At 61.0% G+C, this 15,014-nt stretch carries 19 protein-coding genes; 10 read left to right on the top strand and 9 right to left on the bottom strand.

Annotated features, from left to right (window positions below):
* Position 1 precedes the first annotated feature (1 nt).
* The 9 genes from rapZ to BM019_RS07780 form a co-directional block, all read right to left on the bottom strand.
* Entirely contained in the window at positions 2 to 859 is an 858-nt protein-coding gene (gene rapZ / locus BM019_RS07820; protein ID WP_007929875.1) for an RNase adapter RapZ, read from the bottom strand.
* 2 nt (positions 860 to 861) lie between these two features.
* Entirely contained in the window at positions 862 to 1,326 is a 465-nt protein-coding gene (gene ptsN, locus BM019_RS07815; protein WP_007929873.1) for a PTS IIA-like nitrogen regulatory protein PtsN, read from the bottom strand.
* A 12-nt stretch (positions 1,327 to 1,338) separates the two neighbouring features.
* Positions 1,339 to 1,644, bottom strand: a complete 306-nt coding sequence (raiA, locus tag BM019_RS07810) for a ribosome hibernation-promoting factor, HPF/YfiA family (protein ID WP_007929872.1) — start codon at positions 1,642 to 1,644, stop codon at positions 1,339 to 1,341.
* Between the two features lie 79 nt (positions 1,645 to 1,723).
* Positions 1,724 to 3,217, bottom strand: coding sequence for an RNA polymerase factor sigma-54 (locus BM019_RS07805; protein WP_009042194.1), 1,494 nt, complete (start codon positions 3,215 to 3,217; stop codon positions 1,724 to 1,726).
* Positions 3,218 to 3,399: 182 nt separating this feature from the next.
* Positions 3,400 to 4,125 (bottom strand): LPS export ABC transporter ATP-binding protein, encoded by a 726-nt coding sequence (gene lptB / locus BM019_RS07800; protein WP_007929870.1) that lies wholly within the window; start codon positions 4,123 to 4,125, stop codon positions 3,400 to 3,402.
* Positions 4,125 to 4,673 (bottom strand): lipopolysaccharide transport periplasmic protein LptA, encoded by a 549-nt coding sequence (lptA, locus tag BM019_RS07795; RefSeq protein WP_009042195.1) that lies wholly within the window; start codon positions 4,671 to 4,673, stop codon positions 4,125 to 4,127. Before lptA ends, lptB begins: the two co-directional genes overlap by 1 nt.
* Entirely contained in the window at positions 4,660 to 5,232 is a 573-nt protein-coding gene (gene lptC / locus BM019_RS07790; protein WP_007929868.1) for an LPS export ABC transporter periplasmic protein LptC, read from the bottom strand. Before lptC ends, lptA begins: the two co-directional genes overlap by 14 nt.
* Before the next feature lie 8 nt (positions 5,233 to 5,240).
* Complete coding sequence (locus BM019_RS07785) at positions 5,241 to 5,765, bottom strand: KdsC family phosphatase (protein WP_092417979.1); 525 nt, start codon at positions 5,763 to 5,765, stop codon at positions 5,241 to 5,243.
* The gene (locus tag BM019_RS07780; RefSeq protein WP_092417978.1) at positions 5,765 to 6,739 is read right to left on the bottom strand and encodes a KpsF/GutQ family sugar-phosphate isomerase; all 975 of its coding nucleotides are present in this window, start codon (positions 6,737 to 6,739) and stop codon (positions 5,765 to 5,767) included. The genes BM019_RS07785 and BM019_RS07780 overlap by 1 nt, the downstream gene beginning before the upstream one ends.
* Positions 6,740 to 7,014: 275 nt before the next feature.
* Between BM019_RS07780 and BM019_RS07775 the strand changes: the two genes are divergently transcribed.
* The 10 genes from BM019_RS07775 to hisC all read left to right on the top strand — a co-directional run bounded on the left by BM019_RS07775 (position 7,015) and on the right by hisC (position 14,978).
* Complete coding sequence (locus tag BM019_RS07775; protein WP_009042197.1) at positions 7,015 to 7,824, top strand: ATP-binding cassette domain-containing protein; 810 nt, start codon at positions 7,015 to 7,017, stop codon at positions 7,822 to 7,824.
* Positions 7,824 to 8,621, top strand: a complete 798-nt coding sequence (mlaE, locus tag BM019_RS07770) for a lipid asymmetry maintenance ABC transporter permease subunit MlaE (RefSeq protein ID WP_007929864.1) — start codon at positions 7,824 to 7,826, stop codon at positions 8,619 to 8,621. The genes BM019_RS07775 and mlaE overlap by 1 nt, the downstream gene beginning before the upstream one ends.
* Positions 8,621 to 9,088 (top strand): outer membrane lipid asymmetry maintenance protein MlaD, encoded by a 468-nt coding sequence (gene mlaD, locus BM019_RS07765; protein WP_007929863.1) that lies wholly within the window; start codon positions 8,621 to 8,623, stop codon positions 9,086 to 9,088. Before mlaE ends, mlaD begins: the two co-directional genes overlap by 1 nt.
* A 10-nt stretch (positions 9,089 to 9,098) precedes the next feature.
* Positions 9,099 to 9,752 (top strand): MlaC/ttg2D family ABC transporter substrate-binding protein, encoded by a 654-nt coding sequence (locus BM019_RS07760; protein WP_009042198.1) that lies wholly within the window; start codon positions 9,099 to 9,101, stop codon positions 9,750 to 9,752.
* Entirely contained in the window at positions 9,749 to 10,054 is a 306-nt protein-coding gene (locus BM019_RS07755) for an STAS domain-containing protein (protein WP_007929861.1), read from the top strand. The genes BM019_RS07760 and BM019_RS07755 overlap by 4 nt, the downstream gene beginning before the upstream one ends.
* 114 nt (positions 10,055 to 10,168) lie before the next feature.
* Positions 10,169 to 10,420 (top strand): BolA family protein, encoded by a 252-nt coding sequence (locus BM019_RS07750; protein WP_007929860.1) that lies wholly within the window; start codon positions 10,169 to 10,171, stop codon positions 10,418 to 10,420.
* Between the two features lie 22 nt (positions 10,421 to 10,442).
* Positions 10,443 to 11,708, top strand: coding sequence for a UDP-N-acetylglucosamine 1-carboxyvinyltransferase (gene murA / locus BM019_RS07745; RefSeq protein ID WP_007929859.1), 1,266 nt, complete (start codon positions 10,443 to 10,445; stop codon positions 11,706 to 11,708).
* A 127-nt stretch (positions 11,709 to 11,835) separates the two neighbouring features.
* A complete protein-coding gene (hisG, locus tag BM019_RS07740) occupies positions 11,836 to 12,471 on the top strand; it encodes an ATP phosphoribosyltransferase (RefSeq protein WP_007929858.1) in 636 nt (211 codons plus the stop codon).
* Between the two features lie 123 nt (positions 12,472 to 12,594).
* Entirely contained in the window at positions 12,595 to 13,923 is a 1,329-nt protein-coding gene (hisD, locus tag BM019_RS07735) for a histidinol dehydrogenase (RefSeq protein WP_009042199.1), read from the top strand.
* 2 nt (positions 13,924 to 13,925) lie between these two features.
* A complete protein-coding gene (hisC, locus tag BM019_RS07730; RefSeq protein WP_085529842.1) occupies positions 13,926 to 14,978 on the top strand; it encodes a histidinol-phosphate transaminase in 1,053 nt (350 codons plus the stop codon).
* Positions 14,979 to 15,014: the final 36 nt, after the last annotated feature.

Below are 15,014 nucleotides of genomic sequence, written 5' to 3'. Positions count from 1 at the left end.
TTCAGCTAAGGTCGCGGTGGCGAACCTGGACGTTCTTCAGGGACTTTTGCAGGACTTGGCCCAAGCGTTCGGTCAGGTAGACCGAGCGATGGTGGCCGCCCGTGCAGCCAATGGCAATAGTGACGTAGGCGCGGTTGCTGGCGGCGAAACGGGGCAACCATTTCAGCAGGTAGCTGGAGATGTCCTGGAACATTTCCTCGACGTCCGGCTGGGCGGCCAGGTATTCGGCAACCGGCTGGTCGAGCCCGGACTGGGCGCGCAACTCGGGTTTCCAGTACGGGTTGGGCAGGCAGCGCACATCGAACACCAGGTCGGCATCGACCGGCATGCCACGCTTGAATCCGAAAGACTCCACCAGAAAGGCGGTGCCCGGCTCCGGTTGGTTCAGCAGGCGCAACTTGATGGTATCGCGCAGTTGATACAGGTTCAGGTTGGTGGTGTTGACCTTGAGATCGGCCAGGTCGGCGATCGGTCCCAGCAGGTGGCTTTCATCCTGAATCGCCTCGGCCAGCGAGCGATTGTTGCTGCTCAAGGGGTGGCGGCGGCGGGTTTCGGAAAAGCGCTTGAGCAGGGTTTCTTCGTCAGCGTCCAGGTACAGCACATCGCACTGGATATGCCGGCTGCGGACTTCCTCGAGCAGTTCGGGAAAGCGCGACAGGTGGCTTGGCAGGTTGCGGGCGTCGATCGACACGGCGACCAGTGGCTGTGTCAGTTCGGTATGGATCAGCGCCCGCTCGGCCAGTTCGGGCAACAGCCCGGCCGGCAGGTTGTCGATGCAGTAATAACCATTGTCCTCGAGTACATCGAGGGCGGTGCTTTTACCTGAGCCGGACCGGCCGCTGACGATGATCAAGCGCATGATTACTGACCGTTCTGTTCGTCCAGGACAACCTTGTACAAGGCTTCGTTGCTGGTGGCGCTGCGCAGCTTGTCGCGCACTTCTTTGCGGTCCAGCATGCTGGCAATCTGCCGGAGCAGTTCCAGGTGCGCATCGGTGGCGGCTTCCGGGACCAGCAGTACGAACAGCAGGTCGACCGGTGCGCCGTCGATGGCGTCGAAATCGATGGGAGCGTCCAGGTGCATCAGGGCACTGATGGGCGACTCACAGCCTTTGAGGCGGCAGTGTGGAATGGCGATGCCGTTGCCAAAACCGGTAGAGCCCAGTTTTTCACGGGCAATCAGGCTTTCGAAGACATCTTGCATCTCCAGATCGGGCACTTCGCGGCTGATCAGGTTGGCAATTTGTTCGAGGGCGCGTTTTTTACTGCCGCCCGGCACGTTCACCAGGGAACGGCCGGGGGTCAGGATGCTTTCAAGTCGGATCATGGGAGGGGAGTGTTAGCGACCCGTGCCTTGGAGAAGGTGGAGTTGCTTTTCCTTATGCTTTTTCAGTTGGCGGTCAAGCTTGTCCGTGAGCAAGTCGATTGCGGCATACATGTCGTCATGTTCTGCATTGGCGACGACTTCCCCACCATGGATGTGCAGCGTGGCCTCGATTTTCTGCTTCAGTTTTTCGACGGCCAGCGTTACCTGCACATTGGTAATCTTGTCAAAGTGCCGCTCAAGTCGGTCGAGTTTTTCGCCGATGTAAGCGCGCAGAGGTTCGGTCACTTCCAGTTGGTGTCCACTGATGTTGACTTGCATACAGCTTCTCCTTCGTTGCCAGTGCATAAAGCGGCAGGTCGATTGACCTGCCACTGGAACGCTGTGGCGAGCCCGGCGGCTACATCAACCGCTTCCGTTCGCTGGAAGGCGCGATCCCCAGGGATTCACGGTACTTGGCGACGGTACGACGGGCTACCTGAATGCCTTGTGCCTCCAGTAAACCAGCGATCTTGCTGTCACTCAACGGCTTTTTCTGATTTTCCGCGGCGACCAGTTTTTTGATGATCGCGCGGATCGCCGTGGACGAGCATTCACCGCCTTCGGAGGTACTTACGTGGCTGGAGAAAAAGTATTTCAGTTCATAAATACCCCGTGGGGTATGCATGAATTTTTGCGTGGTCACCCGTGAAATCGTCGACTCGTGCATGCCGACTGCTTCGGCGATGTCATGCAGGACCAACGGTTTCATCGCCTCATCGCCGTACTCGAGGAAGCCGCGCTGATGCTCGACGATCTGGGTGGCGACTTTCATCAGGGTTTCGTTACGGCTCTGCAGGCTCTTGATAAACCAGCGGGCTTCTTGCAACTGGTTGCGCATGAAGGTGTTGTCGGCGCTGGTGTCGGCGCGCCGCACGAAGCCGGCGTACTGTGGGTTGACGCGCAGGCGCGGCACGGACTCCTGGTTCAGCTCCACCAGCCAGCGTTCGTTGTCCTTGCGCACTATGACGTCGGGGACCACGTATTCGGCTTCGGTGGACTCGATTTGCGAGCCCGGCCGTGGGTTGAGGCTCTGTACCAGTTCGATGACTTGGCGCAGTTCGTCTTCCTTGAGCTTCATGCGCCGCATCAGCTGGCTGTAGTCGCGGCTGCCGAGCAGGTCGATGAAGTCGCTGACCAGGCGCTTGGCTTCAGTCAGCCAAGGGGTCTTGGCAGGCAGTTGGCGCAGTTGCAGCAGCAGGCACTCACCCAGGTTGCGGGCGCCGATGCCGGCGGGCTCGAATTGCTGGATACGGTGCAGGACGGCCTCGATTTCGTCGAGTTCGATGTCCAGTTCCGGATCGAAGGCTTCGAGAATTTCCTCGAGGGTTTCGTCCAGATAGCCCTGATTGTTGATGCAGTCGATCAGGGTCACGGCGATCAGGCGATCGGTATCGGACATGGGCGCCAGGTTCAACTGCCAGAGCAGATGGCTCTGCAGGCTTTCGCCGGCCGAGGTGCGGGTGGTGAAATCCCACTCGTCGTCATCGTTGCTGGGCAGGCTGCTGGCGCTGGTCTGGTAGACGTCTTCCCAGGCGGTGTCGACCGGCAGGTCGTTGGGAATGCGTTCGTTCCATTCGCCGTCCTCGAGGTTGTCCACCGTCGGGGCGGTTTCCTGGTAGGAGGGTTCCTGGATATCGGTATTGGGTTTCTGCTCGGCGTTGTCGGCCAGCGGATCGGTGTTATCGAAGTCGTCGCCTTCTTCCTGGCGCTCGAGCATCGGGTTGGACTCCAGGGCCTCCTGGATTTCCTGTTGCAGGTCCAGGGTCGACAATTGGAGCAGGCGGATGGCCTGTTGCAGCTGCGGTGTCATCGTCAGCTGCTGGCCCATTCTGAGGACTAGCGATGGTTTCATGGCAGGGGCTTAACACCTTATTCGCCGGCGCACATGCGCCATCCACTACAGGGCGCGTGAGCGCCAAACATAAGCAAATTATATGCCTGAAACTGAAGTGTTTGCCTAGAGCGCTGTAACAATAAAAACGGCAGGGTTTTATTGGGGCGGGCGCTCTGGCGACCAGCCAAACACCTCAGGGCTTACAGGCGGAACTCATGGCCCAGGTAAACTTCCTTGACCAGCTCGTTGGCGAGGATGGTTTCGGCGTCGCCTTCGGCGATCAGTTGACCGTCGTTGACGATGTAGGCGGTTTCGCAGATATCCAGGGTTTCACGGACGTTGTGGTCGGTGATGAGCACGCCGATACCCTTGGCCTTCAGGTGATGAATGATCTGCTTGATGTCGCCTACCGAGATCGGGTCCACGCCGGCGAAGGGCTCGTCGAGCAGGATGAACTTGGGGGCGGTGGCCAGGGCGCGAGCGATTTCCACGCGGCGACGTTCACCGCCGGAGAGGCTCATGCCCAGGTTGTCGCGAATGTGGTTGATGTGGAACTCCTGCAGCAGGCTTTCCAGCTCCTGGCGACGGCCGGCCTTGTCGAGTTCCTTGCGGGTCTCGAGGATGGCCATGATGTTGTCGGCCACCGAAAGCTTGCGGAAGATCGAGGCTTCTTGCGGCAGGTAGCCGATCCCGGCGCGGGCGCGGCCGTGCATCGGCTGATGGCTGACATCCAGGTCGTCGATCAGGATGCGTCCCTGATCGGCCTGGACCAGGCCGACGATCATGTAGAAGCAGGTGGTCTTGCCGGCGCCGTTGGGGCCGAGCAGGCCGACGATCTGGCCGCTGTCGATGGACAGGCTGACGTCACGCACGACCTGGCGGCTCTTGTAGCTCTTGGCCAGGTGCTGAGCTTTCAGAGTTGCCATTACTGGGCCTTTTGCTCGTCAGTTTTCTTTTTCGGCTGGATGACCATGTCGATCCGTGGGCGCGACTCGGTGACCTTGCTGCCGGTGGCGCGACCGGCGCTGGCCAGCTTCTTGTTGGTGTCGTAGACGATTTTCTCGCCCTGGGTGATGTTGCCGTCCTTGTCGACGACTTTGGCGCGGTCGATCAGTACGACGCGGTTCTGCGCGGCGTGGTACTGGATGGTCACACCGTAGCCCTGGACCGGCTTGGTGTCGCCCTGGGTTTGAATCTGCTCGAAGTAGGCCAGGTTGCCCACCGAGGTCACCACGTCGATATCACCGGTCTGGGTACGGGTGATGGTCACGGTATTGCCGGTGACCTTCATCGAGCCCTGGGTGATGATCACGTCGCCCCTGTAGGTGGCTACGCCATTCTTGTCGTCCAGTTGAGCGTCGTCGGCCTGGATGCGGATTGGTTGCTGGCTATCGTTCGGCAGAGCCCAGGCGCTCACGCTTCCCAGTGCTGCGCCCAGACCGAGCAAAATAGGGAGGGTTTTAACGAGCCTCATACTGTCCTCTTACGTTCGATAGCAGGTTCATCCTGCCGTCTTTCAAATACGCTTTCATTCCCTTGCCAGTCGTCACGCCGCCGGCGCCGTCGATTCTAACGTCTTGATCGGTCTGCGCATATTGCTTCTGCGGGAATACTGTCATGCGGGTCGTGGTGATCAGCAGGTTGCGATTTTTCTCGTCGGTGCGCGAAACCCGTACCGAATCGATCAACTCGACCTCGGTGCCGTCCGGGTTGACTTCGCCGCGCTCGCTCTGGACATGCCAAGGGAAGGCGGTGCCGCGATACATCTGCAGGTCCGGCTTGGTCAGCAGGGTCACCTCGGTGGCCTTGAGGTGCTCGACCTTGTCGGAAGTCATTTCGTACTGCAGCTTGCCGTCGGGCAGGTACTGCACGCTACGGGCGTTGATGGCGTAGTAGTCGATGGCGCTTTCGTCGACCTGCGCGACCGGCTTGTCGAGGAAGCGTTCCGGGCTGATGTTCCAGTACCCCACCGCCAGGAACAGCACGGTGATGATGCCGAAGATCAGGATGTTGCGAATCTTTTTGCTCAGCATGGGAGGCTCTATAAGTAGGCGGCGTGGGCTGCTTCAAGGCTGCCTTGGGCGCGCAGGATCAACTCGCAGAACTCGCGGGCGGCGCCTTCGCCGCCACGGGCCTGGGTGACGCCATGGGCGTGTTCACGGACAAAACTGGCGGCATTGGCGACGGCCATGCCCAGGCCGACCCGGCGGATCACTGGCAGGTCGGGCAAGTCGTCGCCCAGGTAGGCGACCTGCTCATAGCTTAGGCCCAGTTGGGCAAGAAGCCCGTCCAGCACCACCAGTTTGTCTTCGCGACCCTGAAACAGGTGGGGAATTCCCAGGTTTTTCGCCCGACGCTCGACCACCGGCGTCTTGCGGCCGCTGATGATCGCCGTCTGCACGCCCGCGGCCATCAGCATCTTGATGCCTTGGCCGTCGAGGGTGTTGAAGGTCTTGAATTCGCTGCCGTCTTCGAGGAAGTACAGGCGACCGTCGGTCAGTACGCCGTCGACGTCGAATACCGCCAGCTTGATGTTCTTGCCGCGTTGCAGCAGATCCGTGCTCATTACATGACTCCCGCGCGCAGCAGGTCGGACAGGTTGAAGGCGCCGATCGGGCAATCGTCCTTGTCCACTACGACCAGTGCGTTGATTCGATTGTCCTCCATGATCTTCAGGGCTTCGGCCGCCAGCATTTCGGCGCGGGCGGTCTTGCCGTGAACGGTCATGACTTCATCGATGGTGGTGTGGTGGATGTCGATGGTGCGATCCAGGGTGCGGCGCAGGTCGCCATCGGTGAAGACCCCCGCCAGGCGCCCGTCGGCCTCGACAATGACGGTCATGCCCAGGCCCTTGCGGGTCATTTCCATCAAGGCGTCCTTGAGCAGCGTGCCACGCTGGACCTGCGGCAGTTGCTCGCCGGCATGCATGACGTTCTCGACTTTCAGCAGCAGGCGCCGGCCCAGCGCGCCGCCCGGATGGGAGAAGGCGAAGTCTTCGGCGGTAAAGCCGCGGGCTTCCAGCAGCGCCACGGCCAGGGCGTCGCCCATGACCAGGGCGGCGGTGGTCGAGGAGGTCGGAGCCAGGTTCAGCGGGCAGGCCTCTTGCTCGACCTGGACGTTGAGATTCACCTCGGCGGCCTTGGCCAGTGGCGAATCAGGGTTGCCGGTGATGCTGATCAACTGGATGCCCAGGCGCTTGATCAGCGGCAACAGGGTCACGATTTCATTGGTCGAGCCGGAGTTGGACAGGGCCAGGATCACGTCGTCCCGGGTAATCATGCCCATGTCGCCATGGCTGGCTTCGGCCGGATGGACAAAAAACGCAGTGGTGCCGGTGCTGGCCAGGGTGGCGGCGATCTTGTTGCCGATGTGCCCGGACTTGCCCATGCCGACCACTACTACGCGGCCTTTGCTGGCCAGAATCATCTCGCAAGCGCGTACGAAATCTGCGTCGATATGTGGCAGCAAGCCTTGTACGGCTTCTATCTCGAGGCGGATGGTGCGTTGTGCCGATTGAATCAGGTCGCTGGATTGGCTCATGTCAGAAATCGTATAGCCTGATGAAAAGGCGGCGATTATAGCGGTAATGATCGATTCCCTCACGCAAGTTCGTCAGCCTTTGTCCTTCTATAGGCAGGAATTGTCCTGTAAAGCCTGTTTTAGGCTGTCGTGGTCCTGAATGCGGATGGCTTCGGCCTTGGGGGCTCCGTATCAGCAGTGATATAGTTCGCCGCCAGTTCGGCCTGCCCTGGGTGCATGTACTCCCGGCAGGGAGCCAAGCGTCCGAGTGAGAGGCTGCATCGCAAGGAGTTTAGATGAGTGCCGATAACGCCTACGCGGTCGAGCTGAAGGGACTGTCCTTCAAGCGCGGTGCGCGCAGCATCTTCAATAATGTCGATATCCGTATTCCGCGGGGCAAGGTCACCGGCATCATGGGGCCTTCCGGTTGCGGCAAGACCACGCTCCTGCGGTTGATGGGCGCGCAATTGCGTCCCAGCAGCGGTGAAGTCTGGGTCAATGGCCAGAACCTGCCCAAATTGTCGCGCGGCGATCTGTTCGACGCCCGCAAGCAGATGGGCGTGCTGTTCCAGAGCGGCGCGCTGTTCACCGATCTCGATGTGTTCGAGAACGTCGCCTTTCCGCTGCGCGTTCATACCCAGCTGCCGGATGAAATGATCCGCGATATCGTCCTGCTCAAGTTGCAGGCGGTCGGGTTGCGCGGAGCCATCGACTTGATGCCCGACGAGCTGTCCGGTGGCATGAAGCGTCGCGTGGCCCTGGCCCGGGCCATCGCCCTGGACCCGCAGATCCTCATGTACGACGAGCCGTTCGTAGGCCAGGACCCCATTGCCATGGGTGTGCTGGTACGCCTGATCCGTCTGCTCAACGACGCGCTGGGTATCACTAGCATCGTGGTTTCCCATGACCTGGCGGAAACCGCGAGCATCGCCGACTACATCTATGTGGTGGGCGATGGCCAGGTGCTGGGGCAGGGCACGCCCGACGAGCTGATGGATTCCGATAACCCGCGGATCCGCCAGTTCATGAAAGGCGACCCCGACGGTCCGGTACCCTTTCACTTTCCAGCGCCGGACTACCGCGCAGATCTTCTGGGGAAGCGCTGATGCGCAAAGTATCTTTATTGGAGCGAATTCGTCTGTTCGGTCACTCGGGCATCGACGTTCTCGCGGTGCTCGGGCGTTCGAGCCTGATGCTGTTTCATGTGTTGTTCGGCCGCGGCAGTATCGGCGGCGGCTTCGGCCTGCTGGTCAAGCAGCTGCATTCGGTGGGCGTGATGTCCCTGGTGATCATCGTGGTCTCCGGGATATTCATCGGCATGGTACTGGCGCTGCAGGGCTTCAATATCCTGTCCAGCTACGGTTCGGAGCAAGCGGTGGGGCAGATGGTGGCCCTGACCTTGTTGCGTGAGTTGGGGCCGGTGGTCACGGCATTGCTCTTCGCCGGCCGGGCCGGTTCGGCGCTGACCGCGGAAATCGGCAACATGAAAGCCACCGAGCAGCTCTCCAGCCTGGAGATGATCGGTGTCGACCCGCTCAAATACATTATCGCGCCACGGCTGTGGGCCGGTTTCATTTCCCTGCCGTTGCTGGCGATCATTTTCAGCGTGGTGGGCATCTGGGGCGGTTCGTGGGTGGCCGTCGACTGGCTGGGAGTCTATGAAGGTTCCTACTGGTCGAACATGCAAAACAGCGTGACGTTCAGCGATGACGTGCTCAATGGCATCATCAAGAGCATCGTTTTCGCCTTTGTCGTGACCTGGATCGCCGTATTCCAAGGCTATGACTGCGAGCCCACTTCAGAGGGGATCAGTCGTGCCACTACCAAGACCGTTGTGTACGCCTCGTTGGCTGTACTCGGCCTGGACTTTATTCTGACCGCCTTGATGTTTGGAGATTTCTGATGCAAAACCGCACCCTGGAAATCGGTGTCGGCCTTTTCCTGCTGGCTGGCATCCTGGCTTTGCTGTTGCTTGCCTTGCGGGTCAGTGGCTTGTCCCCGACCTCGAGCACCGATACTTATAAACTTTACGCATATTTCGACAATATCGCCGGTTTGACGGTCAGAGCTAAAGTGACCATGGCCGGTGTGACCATCGGCAAGGTTACGGCTATCGATCTGGACCGCGACAGTTTCACCGGTCGGGTCACGCTGCAGTTGGAAAAACGCGTAGATAACCTGCCAACCGACTCCACTGCATCTATCCTGACCGCTGGGTTGCTCGGCGAGAAATACATTGGTATCAGCGTCGGCGGCGAAGACACGTTGCTCAAGGATGGCGGGACCATCCACGACACCCAGTCTTCACTGGTGCTTGAGGACCTGATCGGTAAATTCCTGCTCAATACCGTTAGCAAAGACGCCAAATGAGGATTTTTTCATGATCTCTACCTTGCGACGTAGCCTGTTGGTATTACTGGCGGCGTTGCCGTTGATGGCTCACGCCGTGGCGGCGCCTTCCGCGCATGATCTGGTACAGGACACCACCAACCGTCTGCTGGCCGACCTGGCCGCCAACAAAGAAAAGTACAAGCAGGACCCGCAGGACTTTTATGCGGCGCTGAACAGCATCGTGGGGCCGGTCGTGGATGCCGAAGGCATTTCCAAGAGCATCATGACGGTCAAGTACTCGCGTAAAGCCACGCCGGAACAGATGCGCACCTTTGAAGAGAACTTCAAGAAGGGCCTGTTCCAGTTCTATGGCAACGCCTTGCTGGAGTACAACAACCAGGGCATCGTCGTTGACCCTGCCAGGGACGAGTCGGGTGACCGTACCAGCGTCGGCATGACGGTCAAGGGCAGCAACGGTGCGATCTATCCTGTGTCGTACACGCTGGAGAAGATCAGCGGTGAGTGGAAGCTGCGCAACGTGATCATCAACGGCATCAATATCGGCAAGCTGTTCCGCGATCAGTTCGCCGATGCCATGCAGCGCAACGGCAATGACCTGGACAAGACCATCAACAACTGGGCTGGCGAAGTGGCCAAGGCCAAGGAATCGACCGAAAACTCTCCAGAGAAGGTCGTGAAATGAGTGAGTCGGCCGTCCGTCTGGGTGAAGCCGGCGAACTGCTGATCAGCGGTGTGCTGGACTATCGTTCCGGCCCGGGCCTGCGCAAGCAGGGGCAGGCCCTGATCGCCTCCAGCACCGCGGCGGCGCTGGTGCTCGACTGTTCTGCGGTGGAGAAGTCCAGCAGCGTCGGCTTGTCGTTGCTGCTGGCCTTCATGCGCGACGCCGCGGCAGCCGGCAAGGCCGTCAGCATCCGTGCGTTACCTGAAGACATGCGCGAAATCGCCGAGGTTTCCGGTTTGACCGAGCTGCTGGCGCAGCCTTAGTAACCATCGACAAGCAAGCCCCCCGTCAGAGTCCTGCTATGCGGGGTTCGCAGGCGCGGGGCTTTTTTGTATGATGTCCGACCCGCGCGCACAGGGCGCCGATTGAGGTTGAGCATGCAGGCCAACGAAGTGAAGAGCTTCCTTGAAGGAAAGCTGTCCGAGACTCTTTCATCCGTTCAGGTAGAAGTTGAGGGCGAAGGCTGCAACTTTCAGCTGAATGTGATCAGTGACGAACTGGTGGCCTTGAGTCCGGTCAAGCGTCAGCAGAGCATCTATGCCCATTTGAACCCGTGGATCGCCGATGGCAGCATCCATGCGGTCACTATGAAATTTTTCAGCAGCGCGGCTTGGGCCGAGCGCACCTGAGCCCAAGGGCGTCGAGATTCTTATGGATAAATTGATTATTACCGGCGGCGTTCGTCTTGATGGCGAAATCCGCATTTCCGGGGCAAAGAACTCTGCCCTGCCGATTCTGGCTGCAACCCTGCTGTGCGATGGCCCGGTCACGGTCGCCAACCTGCCGCACCTGCACGACATCACCACCATGATCGAGCTGTTCGGTCGCATGGGCATTGAGCCTGTGATTGACGAAAAGCTCAGCGTCGAAATCGACCCACGCACCATCAAGACCCTGGTCGCGCCGTATGAACTGGTCAAGACCATGCGTGCCTCGATCCTGGTGCTGGGCCCGATGGTTGCCCGTTTCGGTGAAGCCGAAGTCGCGCTGCCTGGCGGTTGCGCCATCGGTTCGCGTCCGGTCGACCTGCACATCCGCGGCCTGGAAGCCATGGGCGCGGTGATCGACGTCGAAGGCGGCTACATCAAGGCCAAGGCGCCTGAAGGCGGCCTGCGCGGCGCACACTTCTTCTTCGATACCGTGAGTGTGACCGGTACCGAGAACATCATGATGGCAGCGGCCCTGGCCAAGGGCCGCAGCGTGCTGCAGAACGCCGCCCGCGAGCCGGAAGTGGTCGATCTGGCGAACTTCCTCAACGCCATGGGCGCCAAGGTTTCCGGCGCCGGTACCGACACCATCACCATCGACGGTGTCGAGCGCCTGCACTCGGCGACCTACAAGGTCATGCCGGACCGTATCGAGACCGGCACCTACCTGGTCGCCGCCGCCGTGACCGGTGGTCGCGTGAAGGTCAAGGACACCGATCCGACCATCCTCGAAGCCGTCCTGGAGAAACTCAAGGAATCCGGCGCCGAAGTCACCACTGGCGAGGACTGGATCGAGCTGAACATGCACGGCAAGCGTCCGAAGGCGGTCAACGTGCGTACCGCGCCGTACCCGGCGTTCCCGACCGACATGCAGGCCCAGTTCATCTCCCTCAACGCCATTGCCGAAGGCACTGGCGCGGTGATCGAGACCATCTTCGAAAACCGCTTCATGCACGTTTACGAACTGCACCGCATGGGCGCGAAGATCCAGGTCGAAGGCAACACCGCCATTGTCACCGGCACCGAAATCCTCAAGGGTGCTCCAGTGATGGCCACCGACCTGCGGGCTTCGGCCAGCCTGGTGATCTCGGCCCTGATGGCCGAAGGCGACACCCTGATCGATCGCATCTACCACATCGACCGTGGTTACGAGTGCATCGAAGAGAAGCTGCAGATGCTCGGCGCCAAGATCCGCCGCGTACCGGGCTAGTTTGCGTGATGGGCACAGGGACGTGCCCCAAGGTTTCGTTCCAAGTCGAGCCTGTGTTCAGGCTCGATGCGTGTCTGGCGCCATTTGCGACCGGGCATGAGTATCCTGATAAGGACTTACGTTTCCCATGTTGACCATCGCACTGTCCAAGGGCCGCATCCTTGATGACACCTTGCCGCTTCTGGCTGAAGCCGGCATTGTGCCCACCGAGAATCCGGACAAGAGCCGCAAGCTGATCATCCCCACGACCCAGGCCGACGTGCGCTTGCTGATCGTGCGTGCCACCGACGTGCCGACCTATGTCGAACATGGTGCCGCCGACCTCGGCGTTGCCGGCAAAGATGTGCTGATGGAATACGGCGGCCAAGGCCTGTACGAGCCACTGGACCTGCAGATCGCCCAGTGCAAGCTGATGACCGCCGGTGCCATCGGCGCGGTAGAGCCCAAGGGCCGCCTGCGCGTCGCCACCAAGTTCGTCAACGTTGCCAAGCGCTACTACGCCGAGCAGGGCCGTCAGGTCGACATCATCAAGCTGTACGGCTCGATGGAGCTGGCGCCGCTGATCGGCCTGGCGGACAAGATCATCGACGTGGTCGACACCGGCAACACCCTGCGGGCCAACGGCCTGGAGCCCCAGGAGCTGATTTCCATGATCAGTTCCCGTCTGGTGGTCAACAAGGCCTCCATGAAAATGCAGCACGCCCGCATCCAGGCACTGATCGACACCCTGCGCAAAGCAGTGGAGTCGCGACACCGCGGTTGATTCACTCGCGCGGCGCGAGCCGCGCCCGTCTATCCGTGTCATAGCCAATTTTCTCAGGTGCCCGCGCGAATGGACTGGTAGCTTAGGGTGCCTGAGCATTAGCCATTCAATGAGGCCCTCGCTATGACCGCTCCCACTGCAATTCGCCGACTCAACGCTGCTGACCCGGATTTCGCGCATCATCTGGATCATCTGCTGAGCTGGGAAAGTGTGTCTGACGACTCGGTCAATCAGCGGGTGCTGGACATCATCAAGGCGGTGCGCGAGCGCGGCGATGCGGCGCTGGTGGAGTTCACCCAGCGTTTCGACGGCCTGCAAGTGGCATCCATGGCCGACCTGATCCTGCCGCGCGAGCGCCTGGAACTGGCCCTGACCCGGATCACCCTGGCCCAGCGCGAAGCCCTGGAAAAAGCCGCGGCGCGGGTGCGCAGTTACCACGAAAAACAGAAGCAGGACTCCTGGAGCTACACCGAGGCCGACGGCACGGTGCTGGGCCAGAAGGTCACGCCGCTGGACCGCGCCGGCCTGTATGTGCCGGGTGGCAAGGCGTCTTATCCCTCCTCGGTGTTGATGAATGCCATCCCGGCCAAGGTGGCGGGCGTCACCGAAGTGGTGATGGTGGTGCCGACCCCGCGTGGCGAGGTTAACGAGCTGGTGCTGGCCGCGGCCTGCATCGCCGGCGTCGACCGGGTGTTCACCATCGGTGGCGCCCAGGCCGTTGCCGCCCTGGCCTACGGTACCGAGAGCGTGCCGCAGGTGGATAAGGTGGTCGGCCCGGGCAACATCTATGTGGCCACCGCCAAGCGCCACGTGTTCGGTCAGGTGGGCATCGACATGATCGCCGGTCCTTCGGAGATTCTGGTGGTATGCGACGGCCAGACCGACCCGGACTGGATCGCCATGGACCTGTTCTCCCAGGCCGAGCACGACGAAGACGCCCAGGCGATCCTGGTCAGCCCGGACGCCGCGTTCCTCGACCAGGTCGCCGCCAGCATTGCCAAGTTGCTGCCGACCATGGAACGCGCGGAAATCATCAATACCTCGATCAACGGCCGTGGCGCGCTGATCCAGGTGCGCGACATGCAGCAGGCCATCGACGTGGCCAACCGCATTGCTCCGGAGCACCTCGAGTTGTCCGTCGCCGATCCGCAGGCCTGGTTGCCGCAGATCCGTCACGCTGGCGCGATCTTCATGGGTCGTCACACTTCCGAGGCCCTGGGCGACTACTGCGCGGGCCCGAACCACGTGTTGCCGACTTCCGGCACGGCGCGTTTTTCCTCGCCGCTGGGGGTGTACGACTTCCAGAAACGTTCGTCGATCATTTTCTGCTCGGAGCAGGGCGCTTCCGAACTGGGCAAGACTGCCTCGGTGCTGGCCCGTGGCGAGTCGCTGAGCGCCCACGCCCGCAGTGCGGAATACCGGATCATCGCTGACCAGGAACAGGGGCAATAAGCATGAGTAAATTCTGGAGTCCGTTCGTCAAGGACTTGGTGCCCTACGTGCCGGGCGAACAGCCGAAGCTGACCAAGCTGGTCAAGCTCAACACCAACGAAAACCCTTACGGCCCGTCGCCCAAGGCGCTGGCCGCGATGCAGGGCGAACTGAACGACAACCTGCGCCTGTACCCGGACCCCAACAGCGACCTGCTCAAGCAGGCGGTGGCCCGCTATTACGGGGTACAGAGCAATCAGGTGTTCCTCGGCAACGGTTCCGACGAAGTGCTGGCGCACATCTTCCACGGCTTGCTGCAGCACGAGCGGCCGCTGCTGTTCCCGGACATCAGCTACAGCTTCTATCCGGTGTATTGCGGCCTGTACGGCATCGACTTCGAGGCGGTGCCGCTGGATGAGCAGTTCCAGATCCGCCCAGCCGATTACGCCAGGCCGAACGGCGGGATCATCTTCCCCAACCCGAACGCGCCGACCGGTTGCCTGCTGGCCCTGGAGGCCGTCGAGCAGATCCTCAAGGCCAGCCCGGATTCGGTCGTGGTGGTGGACGAGGCGTACATCGACTTCGGCGGTGAAACCGCCATCAGCCTGGTGGATCGCTATCCGAACCTGCTGGTGACCCAGACCCTGTCCAAGTCCCGTTCGCTGGCTGGCCTGCGGGTCGGCCTGGCGGTGGGGCACCCGGACCTGATCGAAGCGCTGGAGCGGATCAAGAACAGCTTCAACTCCTACCCGCTGGATCGCTTGGCGATCGTCGGTGCTGCGGCGGCGTTCGACGATCGCGAGTACTTCGCCAAGACCTGCCAGCTGGTGATCGACAGCCGCGAGCAGGTGGTGACGCAGTTGCGCGCCAAGGGCTTTGAAGTGCTGCCGTCGGCCGCCAACTTCATCTTTGCCCGTCATCCGCAACACGATGCGGCGGGCCTGGCGGCCAAGCTGCGGGAGCAGGGGGTGATTGTTCGGCACTTCAAGCAGGAGCGGATTGCCCAGTTCCTGCGGATCAGTATCGGCACGCCGGAGCAGAACCAGGCCCTGATCGACGGCCTGGGCGAGCTGTAAGCCCTATCGCGAGCCAGCTCGCTCCAATAGGAGGGA

Origin of the sequence: Pseudomonas sp. NFPP07, assembly GCF_900115645.1 — a bacterium.
Lineage (GTDB): Bacteria > Pseudomonadota > Gammaproteobacteria > Pseudomonadales > Pseudomonadaceae > Aquipseudomonas > Aquipseudomonas chlororaphis.
This window is presented reverse-complemented; position numbering and strand designations above follow the sequence as displayed.

Excerpts from the sequence above, each read along its gene's own strand:
- rapZ (WP_007929875.1), bottom strand. The coding sequence starts at position 859 with ATGCGCTTGATCATCGTCAGCGGCCGGTCCGGCTCAGGTAAAAGCACC.
- ptsN (WP_007929873.1), bottom strand. The coding sequence starts at position 1,326 with ATGATCCGACTTGAAAGCATCCTGACCCCCGGCCGTTCCCTGGTGAAC.
- raiA (WP_007929872.1), bottom strand. The coding sequence starts at position 1,644 with ATGCAAGTCAACATCAGTGGACACCAACTGGAAGTGACCGAACCTCTG.
- BM019_RS07805 (WP_009042194.1), bottom strand. The coding sequence starts at position 3,217 with ATGAAACCATCGCTAGTCCTCAGAATGGGCCAGCAGCTGACGATGACA.
- lptB (WP_007929870.1), bottom strand. The coding sequence starts at position 4,125 with ATGGCAACTCTGAAAGCTCAGCACCTGGCCAAGAGCTACAAGAGCCGC.
- lptA (WP_009042195.1), bottom strand. The coding sequence starts at position 4,673 with ATGAGGCTCGTTAAAACCCTCCCTATTTTGCTCGGTCTGGGCGCAGCA.
- lptC (WP_007929868.1), bottom strand. The coding sequence starts at position 5,232 with ATGCTGAGCAAAAAGATTCGCAACATCCTGATCTTCGGCATCATCACC.
- BM019_RS07785 (WP_092417979.1), bottom strand. The coding sequence starts at position 5,765 with ATGAGCACGGATCTGCTGCAACGCGGCAAGAACATCAAGCTGGCGGTA.
- BM019_RS07780 (WP_092417978.1), bottom strand. The coding sequence starts at position 6,739 with ATGAGCCAATCCAGCGACCTGATTCAATCGGCACAACGCACCATCCGC.
- BM019_RS07775 (WP_009042197.1), top strand. The coding sequence starts at position 7,015 with ATGAGTGCCGATAACGCCTACGCGGTCGAGCTGAAGGGACTGTCCTTC.
- mlaE (WP_007929864.1), top strand. The coding sequence starts at position 7,824 with ATGCGCAAAGTATCTTTATTGGAGCGAATTCGTCTGTTCGGTCACTCG.
- mlaD (WP_007929863.1), top strand. The coding sequence starts at position 8,621 with ATGCAAAACCGCACCCTGGAAATCGGTGTCGGCCTTTTCCTGCTGGCT.
- BM019_RS07760 (WP_009042198.1), top strand. The coding sequence starts at position 9,099 with ATGATCTCTACCTTGCGACGTAGCCTGTTGGTATTACTGGCGGCGTTG.
- BM019_RS07755 (WP_007929861.1), top strand. The coding sequence starts at position 9,749 with ATGAGTGAGTCGGCCGTCCGTCTGGGTGAAGCCGGCGAACTGCTGATC.
- BM019_RS07750 (WP_007929860.1), top strand. The coding sequence starts at position 10,169 with ATGCAGGCCAACGAAGTGAAGAGCTTCCTTGAAGGAAAGCTGTCCGAG.
- murA (WP_007929859.1), top strand. The coding sequence starts at position 10,443 with ATGGATAAATTGATTATTACCGGCGGCGTTCGTCTTGATGGCGAAATC.
- hisG (WP_007929858.1), top strand. The coding sequence starts at position 11,836 with ATGTTGACCATCGCACTGTCCAAGGGCCGCATCCTTGATGACACCTTG.
- hisD (WP_009042199.1), top strand. The coding sequence starts at position 12,595 with ATGACCGCTCCCACTGCAATTCGCCGACTCAACGCTGCTGACCCGGAT.
- hisC (WP_085529842.1), top strand. The coding sequence starts at position 13,926 with ATGAGTAAATTCTGGAGTCCGTTCGTCAAGGACTTGGTGCCCTACGTG.